A 19251-nucleotide genomic window follows, 5' to 3' on the forward strand; every position below is an offset into this window, starting at 1 on the left:
ATTATTCCCCTATAAGGCTATCTAATTGCTCTTCTTTTTTCTCTTGCTCGTACAAATATTTGGCATCTTGCAAGACATCGTCTCCATGTTGTTTCACAACAGAAACAGATGCATCTAGCCCGTCTTTCAACTTGTAAGCCTTAGCCAAAGCTTTAGAATAACCTTTTTTAGCTTCCTTACTTGCTAAGATTTTCAAGCCAAGGGTACCAAATGCGACACCACCCAAAAAGAGTGATGATTTTTTCGCAACTTTTGCGACGGTTAGTACTTCTTTTAACATACTTATTTCCTCCTTATCATTATTATATAGCAATTTAGATATAAAAGCAATGTCATTTCATAAATTGGAGAATTATACTCAATGAAAATCAAAGAGCAAACTAGGAAACTAGCCGCAGGCTGTACTTGAGTACGGCAAGGCGACGTTGACGTGGTTTGAATTTGATTTTCGAAGAGTATTAGTTTTATTTCTACTGAATCTCCCATCTACTTATTCCTAAAGTTGCTTTCATTTGCCTCTTTTGATACACTTAAACTATGAATACAAATCTCAAACCCAAACTTCAGCGTTTTGCTTCTGCTACTGCCTTTGCCTGTCCTATCTGTCAAGAAAATCTGACTCTGGTAGAGAGCAGTCTCAAATGCAACAATCACCATTCTTTTGACTTGGCTAAATTTGGCTATGTCAATCTGGCACCTCAAATCAAGCAATCTACCAACTACGACAAGGAAAATTTTCAAAACCGTCAACAAATCCTAGAAGCTGGTTTTTACCAGGCTATTCTAGAGGCCGCCTCTGATTTACTTTCAAACTCAAAAAATGCCAAAACAATTTTAGATATCGGTTGTGGTGAAGGATTCTATTCTCGCAAGCTTCAAGAAAGGCATCCTGACAAAACCTTCTATGCCTTTGATATTTCCAAAGATTCTGTCCAAATCGCTGCCAAGAGCGAACCCAACTGGGCAGTCAATTGGTTCGTTGGTGACTTAGCTCGTCTTCCTATAAAAGACGCCAGCATGGATATCTTACTTGATATCTTTTCCCCTGCCAATTACGGAGAATTTCGTCGCGTTTTATCCAAAGACGGCATCTTGATAAAGGTCATTCCAACTAAAAATCACCTCAAGGAAATCCGTCAGAAGGTACAAGACCAGCTGACAAACAAGGACTATTCCAACCAAGATATCAAGGAGCATTTCCAAGAACACTTTACCATCCTATCTAGTCAAACTGCCTCTCTGACTAAAACTATCACGGCAGAGCAGCTCCAAGCCCTACTCAGTATGACTCCTCTCCTCTTTCACGTTGACCAAAGCAAGATTGACTGGAGTCAACTGACAGAGATTACCATTGAGGCTGAGATTCTGGTTGGGAAAACATTGTAAACTAGACTTCGCAAAAGTAGAAAACTTACTGAGAATCTTCAATATTACGGAAACGCATAAGAACAGGTACTCAAAAACCTTAATCTTATGCGTTTTGTTATGCAAAAATCACTGGAGTTTCTATACACATTAAGCGGAAATCTTTGAAATCAGTTCTCTTAATAACCATTGAATACCATATATTACATTTATTCCAAATATGATATAGGCCGTATAAATCAAGTATTTCGATTTCTCCCGTCTCAAAGAATAGATCTTGTACAAGATAAACAAATTTAAAATAATAAATAATAGAGACAAAATCTTCCCCCAAAAATCAATCCTAAAGGTACACAGCTAAGCATAGCCCTAAACTTTATTTTCGATTCGAGATAACAAACTTATCAATAAACAGTAAGTGATATAGGGCCAGTACCAAACCCCAAATGCTACCACGAAAAGAGATTTCTTGATGATTGAGAGGAAACAAATCGTGATTACCTATATAGAGGCAGGTCAAAATGATAAATAAAATCCAAAATAAATCAGTCCATCTATATTTTGAAAAATATTTTTTCCACATAAAAACACCTTCTTTCCTACAATCATATTATAATACTTTATGCAAGCGGATACAAGGGATATGAGGTAATCAACTACGAAGAAATATACGGCTGAAGACAGTAAAAACCAGCATTTTAAGCGCTGGTTTATTGTTTTAAACTAGGTTTCTTACAAAACTTACTAACACTAAGCTTTAAAAAAAGTTAGTTTTTGAAGTTGATTAATTGTTAGTTTTCCAAACTGTACTCTTTTTTTATTTTTTAAACCCCAATAACTAAGGGCAAGTAATGCTACAACCCAAGCAAAAGTGATTCCCAAACTGTCAAAATTCAACTTAAAATCTGGTTTATTAAAGAAATCTACATAAACTCCTAAGAAGGTTGTATCCATAAATTTCTTGATCTCTGAGCTAACTTGAGAAAACATTGGCAAGAATGAGAGACCAAGCATTGGAATCAAACCATAAACCTGAGCCTGCGTTTGTGTCTCTGAAATAGCTCCAATCACTAAATTTAAGAGGATTGTACATAATGCTACCAGAGAAGCTACTACAAGGTATACAGGATAATCTTTTGCGAAATCCACTGCAACCATAATAGGGAAGGAAATAACTGAAGCCAAGGCAAAGATTACAGGATAAAACAACACGGAAACAAGATATTCTCCACGGCGAACTCCGCTTAAAATAAGTGTTTTAAAAATTCTTTTTTCTTTTTCCTCTGCAATAGAGTTTGAAATCATTGACCCAGAAGAAAATGAGAATGCCATTGTTAAAGAGCTATACAATAGTACTTTCCCTTGAGTGCCATCTGTATTCATAAAATTTTGGAAGAGTAGAACCAGAAAGAATGGGAATACTACCTGTACCAAAGTGTTTTTGTTTGTTAACAATACTTGTGTCCTCAACCAGATAAGGGCTAAAATTCTCTTAAACATCTAATTTTTCTCCTGTCAATTTAATAAAAATATCTTCTAAAGTTGGTTCACATGAGTGAATCGTCATCATTTTTTTATAATCTTCTTGCTGCAAGTCTTCGAATCGCACTACTTTTTTAGTCGAATCACTATAAGTTACTGCAACTTTTTTTTCCGTGTTGTATTTTAGGATAATTTCGCTTGGGCTTCCTTGTTCAATAAGATCACCTTTATTCAAAAGAGCTAGGTTATCACATAATAAAGTCGCCTCATTCATATCATGAGTAGTTAAGAAAATGGTTGTTCCTCTTTCCTTTAACTCCTGTAGTAATTTGTGAATCTTCTTTGAGGTGGTGGGATCTAACCCACTTGTAGGTTCATCTAAAAATAGAACTTTAGGGTAATTGATTAAAGCACGAGCTAAAAGCATTCGTTGACGCATTCCTGTAGAAAGTTTCTCAGCTGGAGTGTCTTTACTATCATACAGACCAACTTGTTTTAGAATTTCTTCAATTCGAGATTTTGAAACTCCGTATAGTCTTGCAAATAGCAACAAGTTATTGTACAAACTTAATTTTTCGTAATAACCACTTGTGTCACCTACTAAACCTAACTCTTCAAAATCTGACGGAAGTAATTTTTGAGAATCTTTCCCTAATAATTCTGTCTTTCCGCTGTTAGCCTGTAGCTGTCCTGTCAGAATATTGATCATTGTTGTCTTCCCTGAACCAGATGGACCTAGGAATCCAAAAATTTCTCCTTCGTTTATTGAAAAACTAATTTGATTTAAAGCAATATTATCTCCAAATCGCTTTGTAACTCTTTCTACCTTAATCATTTTATTACCTCTTTCTAGTTTATTTTCTATTTTAGAAACTTCACTCACTCCCATCGGTTATGTCAACAACTCTAATTCTAGGCTTTAAGTTGGAGTCCATTTTGATTTCTCTCATTTCATTTGGAAGTAAGAGAACTAATTTTAGCAACTTCTCATCAAGTGTTACTTTACATAGTCGTCTGCTATCTAGACTATTTTTGATAATCAGATAATCCTTCTTGACAAACTTTTCATCCATATAATAGTCAATTGTTTTTACCATATTTTCCTCCGGCCTGCTAATCTACATCCCGTTTAAATAGAAATGTTTCTAGCATTGCGTTCTGCTTAACTTATTTACAATAACAGTATATCCCTTACGAGAGTAAAAAAACAGGACATAAATGTCCACTGACATTTATGTCCTGTTTTTAAATTGAAATTATGGAAAATCCTTATTTTTTTCCTCTATCACTCGATTTTTAAAATTCATGTCATTCAAAAATTCTGCCCCATTGATAGCTTTTTCATAGTATTGCAGGGCTTTTTCTTTATCTTTTTCTCCGTATAAGTAATATTTTGCTTCAATGAAGTCTACAGTTGGTTTTAAACTAGTATCTCCGATGTCAATCATAATTTCTCTTAACATACTCAATATTTCAGGTATAAATTCATGATAATCGATGTCAAGCTGATAAAGTACTAAACCTAGTAGTACTCTTTGAAGCAAGTGAATATAGTTTGTATCATCATAGTTTGTTTGAGATACAATATTTAGACAAACTTTTTTTAAAGTTATTTCATCTCGTTCTGATTTAACAGCTAGAGATAAAAAATATAAGTACAATATCAGTAGATCATTTGTCGAATATTCTGTTCGTAACATTGTTTGTTCAAAATATTCCTCAATTAAACCTTCTCCAAATTCGGCATTTTCAGAAACATATACATCATCAATAGCTTGTAGAACCTCAACTGCTACTTGCTCATCTTCAGGAAGTTGGTCATAAAAACGTTCCTGAATTTCTTCAAAGATAGCTTCACGTTGGCGGATTTTTTCTTCATCGCCATGAATAGATTGACGAATCAACTTCGTTTTTAATTTTAAATACTCTTTAGGAACAATTAGTAATCGTTCATCAATTAACTGAGATATCGGAACTCCTAACACTCCAGCTATATAGTCTAGTTTAGCTAAACTGGGCAAGTTATTTCCTGTTTCAATTCGGCCCAACTGACGAACAGTAAGTTCTTTTTCATCTCCACAAAAGGCTTCCCTACTCAAGCCTTTTTCAGTCCGTAAGGTACGAATTCGTTTTCCTATTTCCAAATTTTTCATCTCATTCCTCTGTAAATAGTCTTTTGCACATAAAAATAAAAGTAGTTATGCTATTGATTATCATCTATTATTTCAAATATATTAAATTCTTACTGAAAAGCTACTTAGACTGCTTATCAGCCACCCCCACAATGAACAAAGAGTTTTTTACATATCTGGAAACTCTTCTTTCATCTCCTCTATCACTCGATTTTTGAAATTTATATCATTAAAAAATTCTGCTCCACTGATAGCTTTTTCATAGCATTGCAGGGCTTTTTCTTTATCTTTTTCTCCATATAAGTAATATTTAGCCTCAAAGTAGTCTACCGTTGGTTTTAAGTTTGAATCTTGAATTTCCATCATAATTTCTCTTAGAAAACTAAAAATGACGGAGATCTCTTCGTAGTATTCGTTCCTCAATTGATACAACACTATTGCAATTAATACTCTTTGTAACAGATGCATGTAAGTATTATCTGAACAGTCAATTATGGTCACGATGTTATTTCTTACTTTTTTTAAAACGTCATCATTTCGTTTAAAACTAATAGCATTTGATAAAAAATATAAATATAAGATCAATAAATCATTTACAGAATACTCCGTTTGTAGCAAAGTTTGATTGAAATATTCCTCAATCAAGCCCTCTCCAAATTCAACATTTTCGGAAACATATACATCATCAATAGCTTGTAGAACCTCAACTGCTACTTGCTCATCCTCAGGGAGTTTATCATAAAAATGTTCCTGAATATCTTCAAAGATAGCCTCACGCTGGTGGACTTTTTCTTCATCTCCATGAATAGATTGACGAATTAACTTCGTTTTTAGCTTTAAATACTCTTTGGGAACAATTATCATGCCTTCATCAATTAACTGAAACATCGGAACTCCTAACACCTCAGCTATATAGTCTAGTTTTGCTAAGCTGGGCAAGTTATTGCCTGTTTCAATTCTGGCCAACTGACGAACAGTAAGATGCTTTTCATCTCCACAAAAAGCTTCCCTACTCAATCCTTTTTCAGTCCGTAAGGTACGAATCCGTTTCCCTATTTCCAAATTACTCATAATAAGCCTCTTTAAATTCTAATTTGACATTCAAACAACTACTTGTATACGTTTCCATTTTAACACACTTTCCTACAATTTTCAGAAAAAATAATTATAACGAATAGTTTTAAGCCACAATTCTATATAGATAATCCTTTCGATGTAGTATCAGAGATCTATTTCTACAAAAGTAATCAAAAAAAGCGAATTTCAATCGAAATTCGCTTTATAGGAAAGTGTATTAGTATAAATCTTGTATCTTATACTCAATGAAAATCAAAGAGCAAACTAGGAAGCTAGCCGCAGGTTGCTCAAAGCACCGCTTTGAGGTTGCAAATAACGCTGACGTGGTTTGAAGAGATTTTCGAAGAGTATTAGTTCAAGTGCCAGATATCTTCGTTATACTGAGCGATTGTACGGTCAGATGAGAAGAATCCTGCTTTAGAAATGTTAACGATAACTTTATCCAACCATGCGTCACGGTCTTCGTAGTCAGCCAACATTTGCTCTTTGACTTTGATGTAGTCTTCTAAGTCAAGAAGAGTCATGAACCAGTCTTTGTTGATCAATTCATTGTAAAGGCGTTCTAAGCGCTCTTTGTTTCCAGCTGCAAGAACTGCATCGCTAACGATGAAGTCAACCAATGGTTTGATAGCTTTACGAGCGTAGAATTCGCTTGATTTATAAGCTGCTTTTGCGTAAAGGTCGATAACAGTTTCTGAATCTTCACCAAAGATGTAGATGTTTTCGTCGCCAACCAACTCAGCGATTTCCACGTTAGCACCGTCCATAGTACCAAGAGTCAAAGCTCCGTTCAACATGAATTTCATGTTACCAGTACCTGAAGCTTCTTTAGAAGCAAGTGAGATTTGTTCTGAGATATCACATGCTGGGATAAGGAAGCTTGCTGCAGTAACGTTGTAGTTTTCAACCATAACTACTTGCAAGTGTGGAGCTACTGCTGGATCGTTAGCAATAACTTCTGACATGCAAAGGATCAAGTGGATGATGTCTTGAGCAATTGTGTAGGCTGGAGCTGCTTTACCACCAAAGAAGATTGTAATTGGGCGAGCAGGGATGTTACCAGCTTTGATGTCAAGGTATTTGTGGATTACGTACAAAGCGTTCATTTGTTGGCGTTTGTACTCGTGAAGACGTTTGATTTGGATATCAAAGATAGAGTTTGGATTGATTTCTACACCTTGGTGTTCTTTCAAGTGACGAGCCAATTTACGTTTGTTGTGAGCCTTGATGCTTTCCAATTTTTCTTTGACAGCTGCTTTGTCTTCGTAAGACAAGAGTTTTTCAAGCTCGTCTGCTTCATGGTGCCAACCTTCTCCAAGAATCTCATCCAAGTAGTGAGACAAGCTTGGGTTAGCATGCATGAGCCAACGACGGAAAGTGATACCGTTTGTTTTGTTGTTGAATTTTTCTGGGTAAAGGTCGTAGAAGGCTTTCAACTCAGAGTTCTTCAAGATTTCAGTGTGGAGCGCTGCTACCCCGTTAACGCTGTATCCGTAGTGGATATCCATGTGGGCCATGTGAACACGTCCACTCTCGTCAATAATTTGAACAGCTGGATCTTTCACTTCTGCTTTCACACGACGGTCCAATTCTTCGATGATTGGTACCAAGTGAGGAACCACTTCTTGCAAGAATTCAAGAGGCCATTTTTCAAGGGCTTCAGCAAGGATTGTGTGGTTAGTGTAGGCAGTCATGCTACGAACAATTGAGATTGCTTCGTCAAGTTCAATACCACGTGCAGTCAAAAGACGGATCAATTCAGGAATAACCATTGATGGGTGAGTATCGTTGATTTGGACAACTGCGTAGTCAGCAAGGTCATGCAAGTTGCTTCCTTTTTCGATTGCTTCTTCGATGATCAATTGCGCACCGTTTGAAACCATGAAGTATTGTTGGAAGATACGGAGCAATTCACCTTGACGATCACTATCATCTGGGTAAAGGAAAAGAGTCAAGTTGCGAGCGATATCTGTCTTGTCAAAGTTGATACCGTCTTTAATGATTGAAGAATCAACAGAATCCAAGTCAAACAAACGCAAGCGGTTCTTAGTTTCTGTCTTGTAACCAGGTACATCGATATCGTAAAGAGTTGATGTCAATGTGAAGTGAGCAAATGGCACTTGGTAGCTACGGCTTGAGCGAACCAACCAGTTTTGCTCTGTCAACCATGCATTTGGAATTGTTTCTTGTTGGTTATTTTTAAGAACTTGTTGGAAAAGACCGTAGTGGTAGTTAAGACCAACACCGTCACCGTTCAAACCAAGAGTAGCAATTGAGTCGATAAAGCAGGCAGCCAAACGTCCCAAACCACCATTACCAAGAGATGGTTCCAATTCAACTTCTTCAACTTCGATCAAATCTTTACCTGCAGCTGCAAGTTCTTTTTTGACATCGTCGTAAAGACCAAGGTTGATCAAGTTGTTTGACAAAAGTTTACCAATCAAGAACTCAGCTGAGATGTAGTAAACTTTTTTCTTACCAGTGTTAACTGGTTTTTTGCTACTTGCAAGCTTGCTGTAGTTAAGAAGAGCCAGGTAAAGCTCTTCATTGCTACATTCTGCAATGGTTTTATTGTAACGATTTTGTACAAATTCTTGTAGTGATAACATGTTTAAGGTGTCTCCTGATATTGTATTATTTCTTTAATTCTACCAAATTTTCATTGATTCGGCGATAGATTGTTGTCAAGTCAAGCAAGCCTTCCTCGACAGCTGGCGTCAATTGATCTTCAGTCATACGCCAAGACCAGTTTCCACCAAGGGTAGATGGAAAGTTCATACGAGCTGCCTCATCCAATTCTAGCAAATCTTGCATAGTTGCAATTGCCATGAAGCTAACTGATGAAAAGACTGTACGAAGCATAGCATGTGGCACTGTTTCGTATTCTTTACGGTTAGTGTAGCGAGCCATGTATTCACGAGTCGCATCATCGATCTCGTTACGGTACCAACCAAGAACCGTATTGTTATCGTGTGTTCCTGTGTACATAACTGAGTTAGCAGGTGCCAAGTGTGGGCTATCGATGCTTTCGTCTTCTGGGTTGAAGGCAAATTGAAGAATCTTCATTCCTGGGAAGCCAGTACGTTCACGCAATTCGATGACTTCGTCTGTCATGAAACCAAGATCTTCTGCGATGATGTTAAGTTCACCAAGCTCTTCCTTAACGGCTGCAAAAAGCTTGTAGCCAGGACCTTTGACCCACTCACCAGGTGCTGCTGTATCAGAACCAGCAGGGATTTCCCAGTAAGATTCGAAACCACGGAAGTGGTCGATACGAACGATATCGTAGATTTTGAAGCTTTCACGCAAGCGTTCAATCCACCATTTGTAGCCGTCTTTATCCATTGCTTCCCAGTCATAGATTGGGTTACCCCAAAGCTGACCAGTTGCAGAAAATTCATCTGGTGGGCATCCTGCGATGCAAGTAGCCTTACCATTGACATCTGTCTTGAAGAGATGTGGATTTGCCCACATATCGCTTGAATCTTCCGCTACGTAGATTGGCATGTCCCCAACGATTTCGATGTGGTTGTCGTTAGCGTAAGCTTTCAATTTCAACCATTGTTGGAAGAAGAAGTATTGAGTCACACGGTGGTAAACCAACTTGTCTGCCAATTGTTCACGGTAGCTTTCAAGTGCTGAAGCTTTACGAGCACGAGCATCTGCATCTGGCCACTCAGTCCAAGCAAGATTGTCAAAATGCTCTTTGATAGCCATATACTCTGCAAAGAGTTCAAGCCATGATTGGTTGTCTTGAGCAAATTTCTCAAAATCTTTAACATTTCCTACTTCCAAGAAACGTTTTACCGCTTTTTCTAAAAGAGGACGACGTGCATAGTAGATTTTCGCATAATCAACTTCAGAAGCATCACTACCAAAGTCAACCCCTTCAAGGTCACTTGCTTGCAACAAGCCTTGTTCCACCAAGATATCTAAATCGATAAAATGAGTGTTCCCTGCGAAGGCTGAGAAAGATTGGTAAGGAGAGTCTCCGTAACTAGTTGTTCCTAGTGGAAGGATTTGCCAGTAACGTTGTTTTGTGCGAACCAAGAAATCAACGAAGTCGTAAGCACTTTTACCAAATGATCCGATTCCGTATGCCCCTGGAAGAGAAGAAATGTGCATCAACACACCACTTTGACGTTTTTTCATAATAAGCACCTCATGTGTTTATAGTTAGATATTACATTTTTATGAACGCAAACGTTTGCGCTATTACTAGTATAACTCATTTTCTTGATAAATGCAAGCGGTTTTAAATAACTTTTTTGATTATTTTTTTTAAATTTTTTCTTCTTACTTGTATATATATCCTTTCAGGAAACAAACAAAATAGGAATAAGGGTTTCACTTACCTTATTAAGCAAAAATAAAGTGAGAATCCTCTCTGCTTTCCATTTGTAAATTAGGCAATCGTTTTCTCAACTTTTTTAAATTTAAAACAAAACGGATTTTTTGGATTTTCTACTATTATATGACGATGAAGCGTTTACTTTTTTTCACAATTTTTTAAAAAATTTTTACAAAAAACACTTGCAACCGCTTTCCGATTGTGCTATACTAGTCCCATAAAGGAAAACGTTTGCGTTTCCTCATTATAAAATTTGTTATTCTTTAGGAGGAATACACTATGTCATCTAAATTCATGAAGAGCGCTGCTGTGCTTGGAACTGTTACACTTGCTAGCTTGCTTTTGGTAGCTTGCGGAAGCAAAACTGCTGATAAACCTGCTGATTCTGGTTCATCCGAAGCGAAAGAACTCACTTTCTACGTTGAAGACCAATATAAAGCCTTTGCTGAATCAGCTGCAAAAGCTTACGAAAAAGAAGCTGGCGTAAAAGTTACCATCAAAACAGGAGACCAAATGGGTGGGCTTGACAAACTTTCTCTTGACAACCAATCAGGTCAAGCTGCTGACGTTATGATGGCTCCATACGACCGTGTAGGTAGCCTTGGTACTGACGGACAACTCTCAGAAGTGAAATTGAGCGACGGTGCTAAAACAGATGATAAAACTAAATCTCTTGTGACAGCTGCTGATGGTAAAGTTTACGGTGCTCCTGCTGTTATCGAGTCACTTGTTATGTACTACAACAAAGACTTGGTAAAAGAAGCTCCAAAAACTTTTGCTGACTTAGAAAACCTTGCTAAAGATAGCAAATATGCCTTCGCTGGAGAAGATGGAAAAACTTCTGCTTTCCTAGCTGACTGGACAAACTTCTACTATGCATATGGACTTCTTGCTGGTAACGGTGCTTACGTATTCGGACAAAACGGTAAAGACGCTAAAGATATCGGTCTTGCAAACGACGGTTCTATCGCAGGTATCAACTACGCTAAATCTTGGTATGAAAAATGGCCTAAAGGTATGCAAGATACTGAAGGTGCTGGCAACTTAATCCAAACTCAATTCCAAGAAGGTAAAACAGCTGCTATCATCGACGGACCTTGGAAAGCTCAAGCCTTTAAAGATGCTAAAGTAAACTACGGTGTTGCAACTATCCCAACTCTTCCAAATGGAAAAGAATATGCTGCATTCGGTGGTGGTAAAGCTTGGATTATCCCATCAAGCACTAAGAACCTTGAAGGCGCTCAAAAATTTGTAGACTTCCTTGTTTCAACTGAAGAACAAAAAGCCTTCTACGATACAACTAACGAAATCCCAGCTAACACTGAAGCTCGTACATATGCTGAAGGTAAAAATGATGAGTTGACAACAGCTGTTATCAAACAGTTCAAGAACGCTCAACCAATGCCAAATATCTCTCAAATGTCTGCAGTTTGGGATCCAGCGAAAACTATGCTCTTTGATGCTGTAAGTGGTAAGAAAGATGCGAAAACAGCTGCTAACGACGCTGTAACATTGATCAAAGAAACAATCAAACAAAAATTTGGTGAATAAAAAATTTGTTCAAGGGGGGTGGAAATCAAATCCCCCTTTGAATTTATCAATCAAAAACATATATAGTTTAGGTTTTAATTAGAAACCAGTATCCTATGAAAGGAGTTATTATGGAAAAGCAACAACCTAGTAAAGCAGCTCTGCTGTCTATCATTCCTGGGTTAGGACAGATTTACAATAAACAAAAATCCAAAGGTTTTATATTCCTTGGTGTAACCATCGTATTTGTCCTTTACTTCCTAGCACTTGCAGCCCCTGAATTGAGCAATCTCATCACTCTTGGTGACAAACCAGGTCGTGATAATTCCCTCTTTATGCTGATTCGTGGTGCCTTCCATTTAATCTTTGTAGTTGTTTATGTACTCTTTTATTTCGCAAATATCAAAGATGCACATACAACTGCCAAACACATTAACAATGGCATACCAGTAGCACTTACCTTTAAAGAAATGATCAAAGGAATCTATGAAAATGGTTTCCCTTACCTCTTGATCATTCCATCTTATGTTGCCATGACTTTTGCGATTATATTCCCGGTTATCGTAACCTTGATGATCGCCTTTACCAACTATGACTTCCAGCACTTGCCACCAAACAAATTGTTGGACTGGGTTGGTTTGACCAACTTTACGAACATCTGGAGTTTGAGTACCTTCCGTTCTGCCTTTGGTGCCGTTCTTTCTTGGACTATCATCTGGGCTTTAGCTGCCTCAACTTTACAGATCGTCATCGGTATCTTCACAGCTATCATTGCTAACCAACCATTTATCAAAGGAAAACGTATCTTTGGTGTTATTTTCCTTCTTCCTTGGGCTGTTCCAGCCTTCATCACTATCTTGACATTCTCAAATATGTTTAACGATAGTGTCGGAGCCATCAACACTCAAGTATTGCCAATCTTAGCTAAATTCCTTCCTTTCCTTGATGGTACTCTTATTCCTTGGAAAACAGACCCAACTTGGACTAAGATTGCCTTGATTATGATGCAGGGTTGGCTTGGATTCCCATACATCTACGTTTTGACCTTGGGTATCTTGCAATCTATTCCTAACGACCTTTACGAAGCAGCTTATATTGACGGTGCCAATGCTTGGCAAAAATTCCGCAACATCACTTTCCCAATGATCTTGGCTGTTGCGGCACCTACTTTGATTAGTCAATACACCTTCAACTTTAACAACTTCTCTATCATGTACCTCTTCAATGGTGGAGGACCTGGTAGTGTCGGAGGTGGAGCTGGTTCAACCGATATCTTGATCTCATGGATCTACCGTTTGACAACAGGTACATCTCCTCAATACTCAATGGCGGCAGCTGTTACCTTGATTATCTCTATCATTGTCATCTCAATCTCTATGATCGCATTCAAGAAACTACACGCATTTGATATGGAGGACGTCTAAGATGAATAACTCAATTAAACTCAAACGTAGACTGACTCAAACCCTTACTTACCTCTACTTGATTGGCCTATCGATCGTGATTATCTATCCACTGTTGATTACCATCATGTCAGCCTTTAAAGCAGGTAACGTCGCGGCCTTTAAACTCGATACTAACATCGACTTCAATTTTGATAACTTTAAAGGACTCTTTACTGAAACCCTATACGGTACTTGGTATCTCAACACTTTGATTATCGCCTTAATTACTATGGCTGTTCAAACAAGTATTATCGTACTTGCTGGTTATGCTTACAGCCGTTACAATTTCTTGGCTCGTAAACAAAGTTTGGTCTTCTTCTTGATTATCCAAATGGTTCCAACAATGGCCGCTTTGACAGCCTTCTTCGTTATGGCACTTATGTTGAACGCCCTTAACCACAGCTGGTTCCTCATCTTCCTCTACGTTGGTGGTGGTATCCCAATGAATGCTTGGCTCATGAAGGGCTACTTCGATACAGTGCCAATGTCTCTAGACGAATCTGCAAAACTAGACGGTGCAGGACACTTCCGCCGCTTCTGGCAAATTGTTCTTCCACTGGTTCGCCCAATGGTTGCCGTACAAGCTCTCTGGGCCTTCATGGGACCTTTCGGGGACTACATCCTCTCTAGTTTCTTGCTTCGTGAGAAAGAATACTTTACTGTTGCCGTAGGTCTCCAAACCTTCGTTAGCAATGCGAAGAACTTGAAGATTGCCTACTTCTCAGCAGGCGCTATCCTCATCGCCCTTCCAATCTGTATTCTCTTCTTCTTCCTACAAAAGAACTTTGTTTCAGGACTTACAAGTGGTGGCGACAAGGGATAATATATCCCCGCCACCCTTTTTCATTTTAAAACTTGTTACTGTAAAAATATCCTTGTAGCAAGCAATTTGTCTCCTAGACTTGAAATAAAGTACATTTCTCTATATAATAATACTCATATAGAAAACACCTTTTAGAAAGATACAAATGCTTCCATATCCATTTTCATATTTTTCAAGTATTTGGGGATTTCGTAAGCCCCTGTCCAAACGTTTCGGACTCAACTGGTTTCAGCTTCTCTTTACCAGTATCTTCCTTATCAGCTTATCTATGGTACCTATTGCCATCCAAAACAGCTCACAGGAGACTTATCCGCTAGAAACCTTTATCGATAATGTCTATGAACCATTGACAGATAAGGTTGTCCAGGATCTCTCTGAACACGCTACAATTGTTGATGGTAAATTAACTTATACTGGAACAGCTAGTCAAGAGCCTTCTATTGTGATCGGTCCAAGTCAAAGCAAGGAATTACCTAAGGACTTGCAACTGCATTTCGATACGAATGAGCTAGTCATCAGCAAGGAAAGTAAAGAACTGACCCGCATCTCTTACCAAGCCATTCAGACTGAGAGTTTCAAAAGCAAGGACAGCTTGACCCAAGCAATTTCTAAAGACTGGTACCAGCAGAATCGTGTCTATATCAGTCTCTTCCTAGTTCTCGGTGCAAGCTTCCTCTTTGGTTTGAATTTCTTTATCATCTCTCTAGGAGCGAGTCTTCTCCTTTATATCACTAAGAAATCACGCCTCTTTTCATTTAGAACCTTTAAAGAGTGCTACCATTTTATCTTGAACTGTTTAGGATTGCCAACTCTGATTACGCTTATTTTGGGATTATTTGGCCAAAATATGACAACCCTCATCACTGTACAAAACATTCTTTTTGTTCTATATCTGGTCACTATCTTTTATAAAACACATTTCCGTGATCCAGATTACCATAAATAGGAGATTTTTATGCCCGTTACGATTAAAGATGTGGCCAAGGCTGCTGGTGTTTCACCTTCAACCGTAACCCGTGTTATTCAAAATAAATCAACCATTAGCGATGAAACGAAAAAACGTGTTCGCAAGGCTATGAAGGAGCTCAATTACCATCCCAACCTCAATGCTCGTAGCTTGGTAAGTAGCTATACCCAAGTTATCGGCTTGGTGCTTCCTGACGACTCAGATGCCTTTTACCAAAATCCTTTCTTCCCATCTGTCCTCCGTGGTATTGCCCAAGTCGCCTCTGAAAACCACTACGCCATTCAGATCGCGACAGGTAAAGACGCCAAAGAGCGACTCAAAGCTATTTCCCAGATGGTCTATGGTAAGCGTGTAGATGGTTTGATTTTCCTCTATGCCCAAGAAGAGGACCCTTTGGTTAAGTTAGTAGCAGACGAGCAATTTCCTTTCCTTATCTTAGGTAAATCTCTATCTCCCTTCATTCCACTTGTCGATAATGACAATGTCCAAGCTGGTTTTGATGCGACAGAGTATTTCATCAAAAAAGGATGCAAGCGAATTGCCTTTATCGGAGGTACTAAGCGACTCTTCGTAACACAAGACCGTCTGACAGGTTACGAGCTAGCTCTAAAACAATACCAACTTCCTCTCGATACTAATCTGACTTACTTTGCTACTGAATTTCTTGAAGATAATGGTTATCGCTTTAGTAGACTTCTCTTCAAACACGATCCAAATATTGACGCTATTATTACCATTGATAGTCTCCTTGCTGCAGGGGTCTGTGATTACATCGCAAAACACCAACTGGATGTCCCTGTTCTCAGCTTTGACTCAGTCAATCCCAAACTCAACTTGGCAGCCTATGTTGATATCAATAGCCTAGAACTTGGTCGTGTTTCTCTTGAAACCATCCTCCAGATTATCAACGATGCTAAAAGCAATAAACAAATTTGTTATCGCCAGTTAATCGCCCACAAAATTATCGAAAAATAAAAACCAGCTCGCGCTGGTTTTTTTAGTTACTAATTATCTGTTTCAACAAACCGTCCCAAAATATGAACATTCTCCGAGACAGAGACAAAGGCGCTTGGATCCACCTGTTTCATAATCTGTTTAAATTCATTAAACTCTGCACGTGTAATGACAGTGATTAAAACTGCCTTTCTTTCGTGATTATAAGTTCCTTCTGCATCGTGGATCATGGTTGCTCCGCGGTGCAACTTTTTATGGATTTTTTCAATTACCTTCTCTGGATGATTGGTCACAATCATGGCCTGCATGCGTTTTTGCTTGGTAAAGACCGCATCTGTCACACGGCTAGAGACAAAGATGGTAATCATAGAGTAGAGGGCGTATTTCCAGCCAAAGGTCAAACCTGCTATCAGCATGATCGTCCCATTTACCAAGAAAGAAATACTACCGACATTCTTACCTGTTTTCTTGCGAATGGTCAGGCTGACGATATCCGTCCCACCACTGGAGATATTGTTTCGAAGAGCAAAACCAATCCCCAAGCCCATGACAACACCCCCAAAAAGGGCATTGATAATGGGATCCTCAGTCAAGGTCGCCACAGGCACAAACTGGATAAAGAAGGAACTCATGGATACCGTGATGAAGGTAAAGACGGTGAACTTATGCCCAATCTGATACCAAGCCAAGACCATCAAAGGAAAATTAATGGCGTAAAAGGTTAGCGAAATCGGGATATGAAAACCAAACCAGTGATTACTCAAGGCAGAGATAATCTGTGCCAGACCTGTCGCACCACTCGAATACACATGACCTGGTTGGAAAAAGAAATTGACCGCTACTGCTGATAAAAATCCATAGACCAGAGAGGCCGAAATCTTCTCATCATATTTTTCGCGAGAGATGCTTTGTAAGACACGTAAAATTTTTATCTGATGAGCAAAGCGGCGCAGATAATAGCGCCACCGCTTAATTCGTTTTGCTTGTTTCATCTTCTTCTACTTGTAAGCTGAGTTCCTCTAGTTGTTTGAGAGCTACTGTTGAAGGAGCTTGTGTCATTGGGTCACTTGCCTTATTGTTCTTAGGGAAGGCAATAACTTCACGAATATTTTCTTCTCCTGCTAAGAGCATGACAAATCGGTCAAGCCCGATAGCCAAGCCACCGTGTGGTGGGAAACCATAGTCCATGGCTTCAAGAAGGAAACCAAACTGGTCATTTGCTTCTTCGGCTGAGAAACCAAGAGCCTTGAACATACGTTCTTGAAGGTCTTTTTGGTTGATACGAAGGCTACCACCACCAAGTTCATAACCGTTCAAGACAATATCGTAAGCAATGGCACGAACCTTCGCCAAATCACCTTCTAATTCGTGAGTAGTCTCTTCCTGTGGAAGAGTAAACGGATGGTGGGCACTCATGTAACGGCCTTCTTCTTCAGACCATTCAAACATTGGCCAGTCAACCACCCAAAGGAAGTTAAATTTATCGTTATCAATCAAACCAAGCTCTTTGGCAATACGTCCACGAAGGGCACCAAGAGTTGCATTGGCCACTTCAAGCGTATCCGCCACAAAGAGAACCACGTCCTTCTCTCCAAGAGCAAGAGCTGTTGTCAATTCTGCTTGGATGCCTGTCAAGAACTTGGCAACTGGTCCGTTTAGTTCTCCATCAACTACCTTGACCCAAGCAAGACCTTTGGCACCGTACTGTTTGGCTACTTCCGTCATCTTGTCGATGTCTTTACGTGAATAGTTGTCCGCAGCGCCTTTGACTACAATTGCTTTTACAGCAGGTGCTTCTGAAAAGACTTTAAAGTCTACACCTTTGACCACTTCTGTCAAGTCCTGAAGCAACATGTCAAAACGGGTATCTGGCTTGTCAGAACCGTAAAGAGCCATAGCGTCATCGTATTTCATACGAGGGAATGGAAGCGTCACTTCGATGCCTTTAGTTTCCTTCATCACGCGCGCAATCAAACCTTCTGTGATATCTTGGATTTCTTGCTCAGTAAGGAAAGACGTTTCCAAGTCGACCTGAGTGAACTCAGGCTGGCGATCTCCACGCAAGTCCTCATCACGGAAACATTTAACAATTTGGTAGTAACGGTCAAAACCAGCATTCATCAAGAGCTGTTTCGTGATTTGTGGACTTTGAGGAAGAGCGTAAAAATGCCCTTTATTAACACGAGACGGCACCAAATAGTCACGCGCCCCTTCTGGCGTTGACTTAGAAAGGAATGGTGTCTCCACGTCGATAAACTCCAACTCATCCAAGTAGTTGCGGATAGAGTGGGTCACTTTAGCACGAAGTTTAAGATTTTCCAACATTTCTGGACGACGAAGGTCAAGGTAACGGTAACGTAAACGTGTATCGTCATTGGCCTCAATCCCATCCTTAATCTCAAATGGTGTTGTCTTAGCTGTATTAAGCACTGTCAGAGCTGTTACATTTAACTCAACTGTACCAGTTGGCAACTTATCATTGGCTTGCTCACGCGCAGCAACCTGACCTGTCACCTCGATGACAAATTCGCTACGAAGGCTTTCAGCTGTTGTCATGACCTCTGCAGATACTTTTTCAGGGTTGATAACCAACTGCATGATTCCTTCACGGTCACGAAGGTCGATAAAAATCAAACCACCAAGGTCACGACGACGGCCAACCCATCCTTTCAAGGTCATTTCTTGTCCGATGTGTTCCTCACGAACACGACCAGCATACATACTACGTTTCATTGTTTCTCTCCTCTTTTATTCTGTTACTATTTTACCATAAAAGCGCAGGCTCTTCATGAAAATCAGCAGAAAAGTTTGCCAGTCTTTAAAAATCAGGTGAAGTCATTAAAAATTAGCACCAATACAAAAATCCGATGAACATTTCACCGGACTCTTTTATTTTGAATTGTTGCCTGCTTTACGCTTTTCAGCGATTTCAGCTGCCTTTCGAGGCAAGACAATTTCCGTTGTGTAAGCTGTCCCAAAACGCCAGATACCGGCAATAGGGGCAAAGACCACTGCGAGATGGCTATAGAAGAAATCACCTTTGAAGGCATAAGCTAATCCCCCAATGATGAAAAATAGAACAACTGCTTGAATCACTGCTAATAAAATTACTCGTTTCATGTGAC

18 protein-coding genes are annotated in these 19251 nt (G+C 39.1%); 6 read left to right on the forward strand and 12 right to left on the reverse strand.

All coding sequences use genetic code 11. The annotated features are described in order from the left end of the window. Position 1: 1 nt before the first annotated feature. A complete protein-coding gene (locus QM409_RS07535) occupies positions 2-280 on the reverse strand; it encodes a DUF6110 family protein (protein ID WP_000910910.1) in 279 nt (92 codons plus the stop codon). 257 nt (positions 281-537) lie between these two features. Between QM409_RS07535 and QM409_RS07540 the strand changes: the two genes are divergently transcribed. Next, entirely contained in the window at positions 538-1386 is an 849-nt protein-coding gene (locus QM409_RS07540; RefSeq protein WP_414305438.1) for a putative RNA methyltransferase, read from the forward strand. A 355-nt stretch (positions 1387-1741) separates the two neighbouring features. On the opposite strand, the gene QM409_RS07545 is transcribed toward QM409_RS07540, so the two are convergent. The 8 genes from QM409_RS07545 to malQ all read right to left on the reverse strand — a co-directional run bounded on the left by QM409_RS07545 (position 1742) and on the right by malQ (position 10208). Continuing rightward, the gene (locus QM409_RS07545) at positions 1742-1948 is read right to left on the reverse strand and encodes a hypothetical protein (RefSeq protein WP_049521349.1); all 207 of its coding nucleotides are present in this window, start codon (positions 1946-1948) and stop codon (positions 1742-1744) included. A gap of 167 nt (positions 1949-2115) precedes the next feature. After that, complete coding sequence (locus QM409_RS07550; RefSeq protein WP_261014983.1) at positions 2116-2865, reverse strand: ABC transporter permease; 750 nt, start codon at positions 2863-2865, stop codon at positions 2116-2118. Then, entirely contained in the window at positions 2858-3682 is an 825-nt protein-coding gene (locus QM409_RS07555; protein ID WP_414305437.1) for an ABC transporter ATP-binding protein, read from the reverse strand. The genes QM409_RS07550 and QM409_RS07555 overlap by 8 nt, the downstream gene beginning before the upstream one ends. A gap of 40 nt (positions 3683-3722) precedes the next feature. Then, entirely contained in the window at positions 3723-3944 is a 222-nt protein-coding gene (locus QM409_RS07560) for a hypothetical protein (RefSeq protein WP_033679542.1), read from the reverse strand. A 159-nt stretch (positions 3945-4103) separates the two neighbouring features. Beyond that, positions 4104-5000, reverse strand: coding sequence for an XRE family transcriptional regulator (locus tag QM409_RS07565; RefSeq protein ID WP_414305436.1), 897 nt, complete (start codon positions 4998-5000; stop codon positions 4104-4106). Positions 5001-5147: 147 nt separating this feature from the next. Beyond that, positions 5148-6050 carry a helix-turn-helix domain-containing protein gene (locus QM409_RS07570; protein ID WP_261016075.1) on the reverse strand — a complete coding sequence of 301 codons (903 nt, stop codon included), beginning with the start codon at positions 6048-6050 and terminating at the stop codon, positions 5148-5150. 356 nt (positions 6051-6406) lie between these two features. Beyond that, on the reverse strand, positions 6407-8665 hold the full coding sequence (gene glgP / locus QM409_RS07575) for a glycogen/starch/alpha-glucan family phosphorylase (protein ID WP_225742417.1): 2259 nt from the start codon (positions 8663-8665) through the stop codon (positions 6407-6409). Between the two features lie 25 nt (positions 8666-8690). Beyond that, positions 8691-10208 carry a 4-alpha-glucanotransferase gene (malQ, locus tag QM409_RS07580; RefSeq protein ID WP_070526263.1) on the reverse strand — a complete coding sequence of 506 codons (1518 nt, stop codon included), beginning with the start codon at positions 10206-10208 and terminating at the stop codon, positions 8691-8693. Between the two features lie 478 nt (positions 10209-10686). Here malQ and QM409_RS07585 point away from each other — a divergent pair, with 478 nt between their 5' ends. From QM409_RS07585 to QM409_RS07605, 5 genes are all read left to right on the forward strand, one after another. Further along, positions 10687-11958: an extracellular solute-binding protein gene (locus QM409_RS07585; RefSeq protein ID WP_004259122.1), complete on the forward strand. Its 1272-nt coding sequence runs from the start codon at positions 10687-10689 to the stop codon at positions 11956-11958. 110 nt (positions 11959-12068) lie between these two features. Beyond that, on the forward strand, positions 12069-13361 hold the full coding sequence (locus QM409_RS07590; RefSeq protein ID WP_033687466.1) for a carbohydrate ABC transporter permease: 1293 nt from the start codon (positions 12069-12071) through the stop codon (positions 13359-13361). 1 nt (position 13362) lies between these two features. Then, complete coding sequence (locus QM409_RS07595; RefSeq protein WP_020902368.1) at positions 13363-14205, forward strand: sugar ABC transporter permease; 843 nt, start codon at positions 13363-13365, stop codon at positions 14203-14205. A 145-nt stretch (positions 14206-14350) separates the two neighbouring features. Next, positions 14351-15151, forward strand: a complete 801-nt coding sequence (locus QM409_RS07600; RefSeq protein ID WP_414305435.1) for a DUF1189 domain-containing protein — start codon at positions 14351-14353, stop codon at positions 15149-15151. Positions 15152-15160: 9 nt separating this feature from the next. Then, positions 15161-16147: a LacI family DNA-binding transcriptional regulator gene (locus tag QM409_RS07605; protein ID WP_314008098.1), complete on the forward strand. Its 987-nt coding sequence runs from the start codon at positions 15161-15163 to the stop codon at positions 16145-16147. A gap of 29 nt (positions 16148-16176) precedes the next feature. On the opposite strand, the gene QM409_RS07610 is transcribed toward QM409_RS07605, so the two are convergent. The 3 genes from QM409_RS07610 to QM409_RS07620 all read right to left on the reverse strand — a co-directional run bounded on the left by QM409_RS07610 (position 16177) and on the right by QM409_RS07620 (position 19246). Beyond that, positions 16177-17118 (reverse strand): YitT family protein, encoded by a 942-nt coding sequence (locus QM409_RS07610; RefSeq protein WP_000806280.1) that lies wholly within the window; start codon positions 17116-17118, stop codon positions 16177-16179. Further along, positions 17096-18859, reverse strand: a complete 1764-nt coding sequence (aspS, locus tag QM409_RS07615; RefSeq protein ID WP_414305434.1) for an aspartate--tRNA ligase — start codon at positions 18857-18859, stop codon at positions 17096-17098. Before aspS ends, QM409_RS07610 begins: the two co-directional genes overlap by 23 nt. 156 nt (positions 18860-19015) lie before the next feature. Continuing rightward, on the reverse strand, positions 19016-19246 hold the full coding sequence (locus QM409_RS07620; RefSeq protein WP_049531883.1) for a hypothetical protein: 231 nt from the start codon (positions 19244-19246) through the stop codon (positions 19016-19018). Positions 19247-19251: the final 5 nt, after the last annotated feature.

The organism is Streptococcus mitis (genome assembly GCF_047465045.1).
GTDB classification, from domain to species: Bacteria; Bacillota; Bacilli; order Lactobacillales; family Streptococcaceae; genus Streptococcus; species Streptococcus mitis_DT.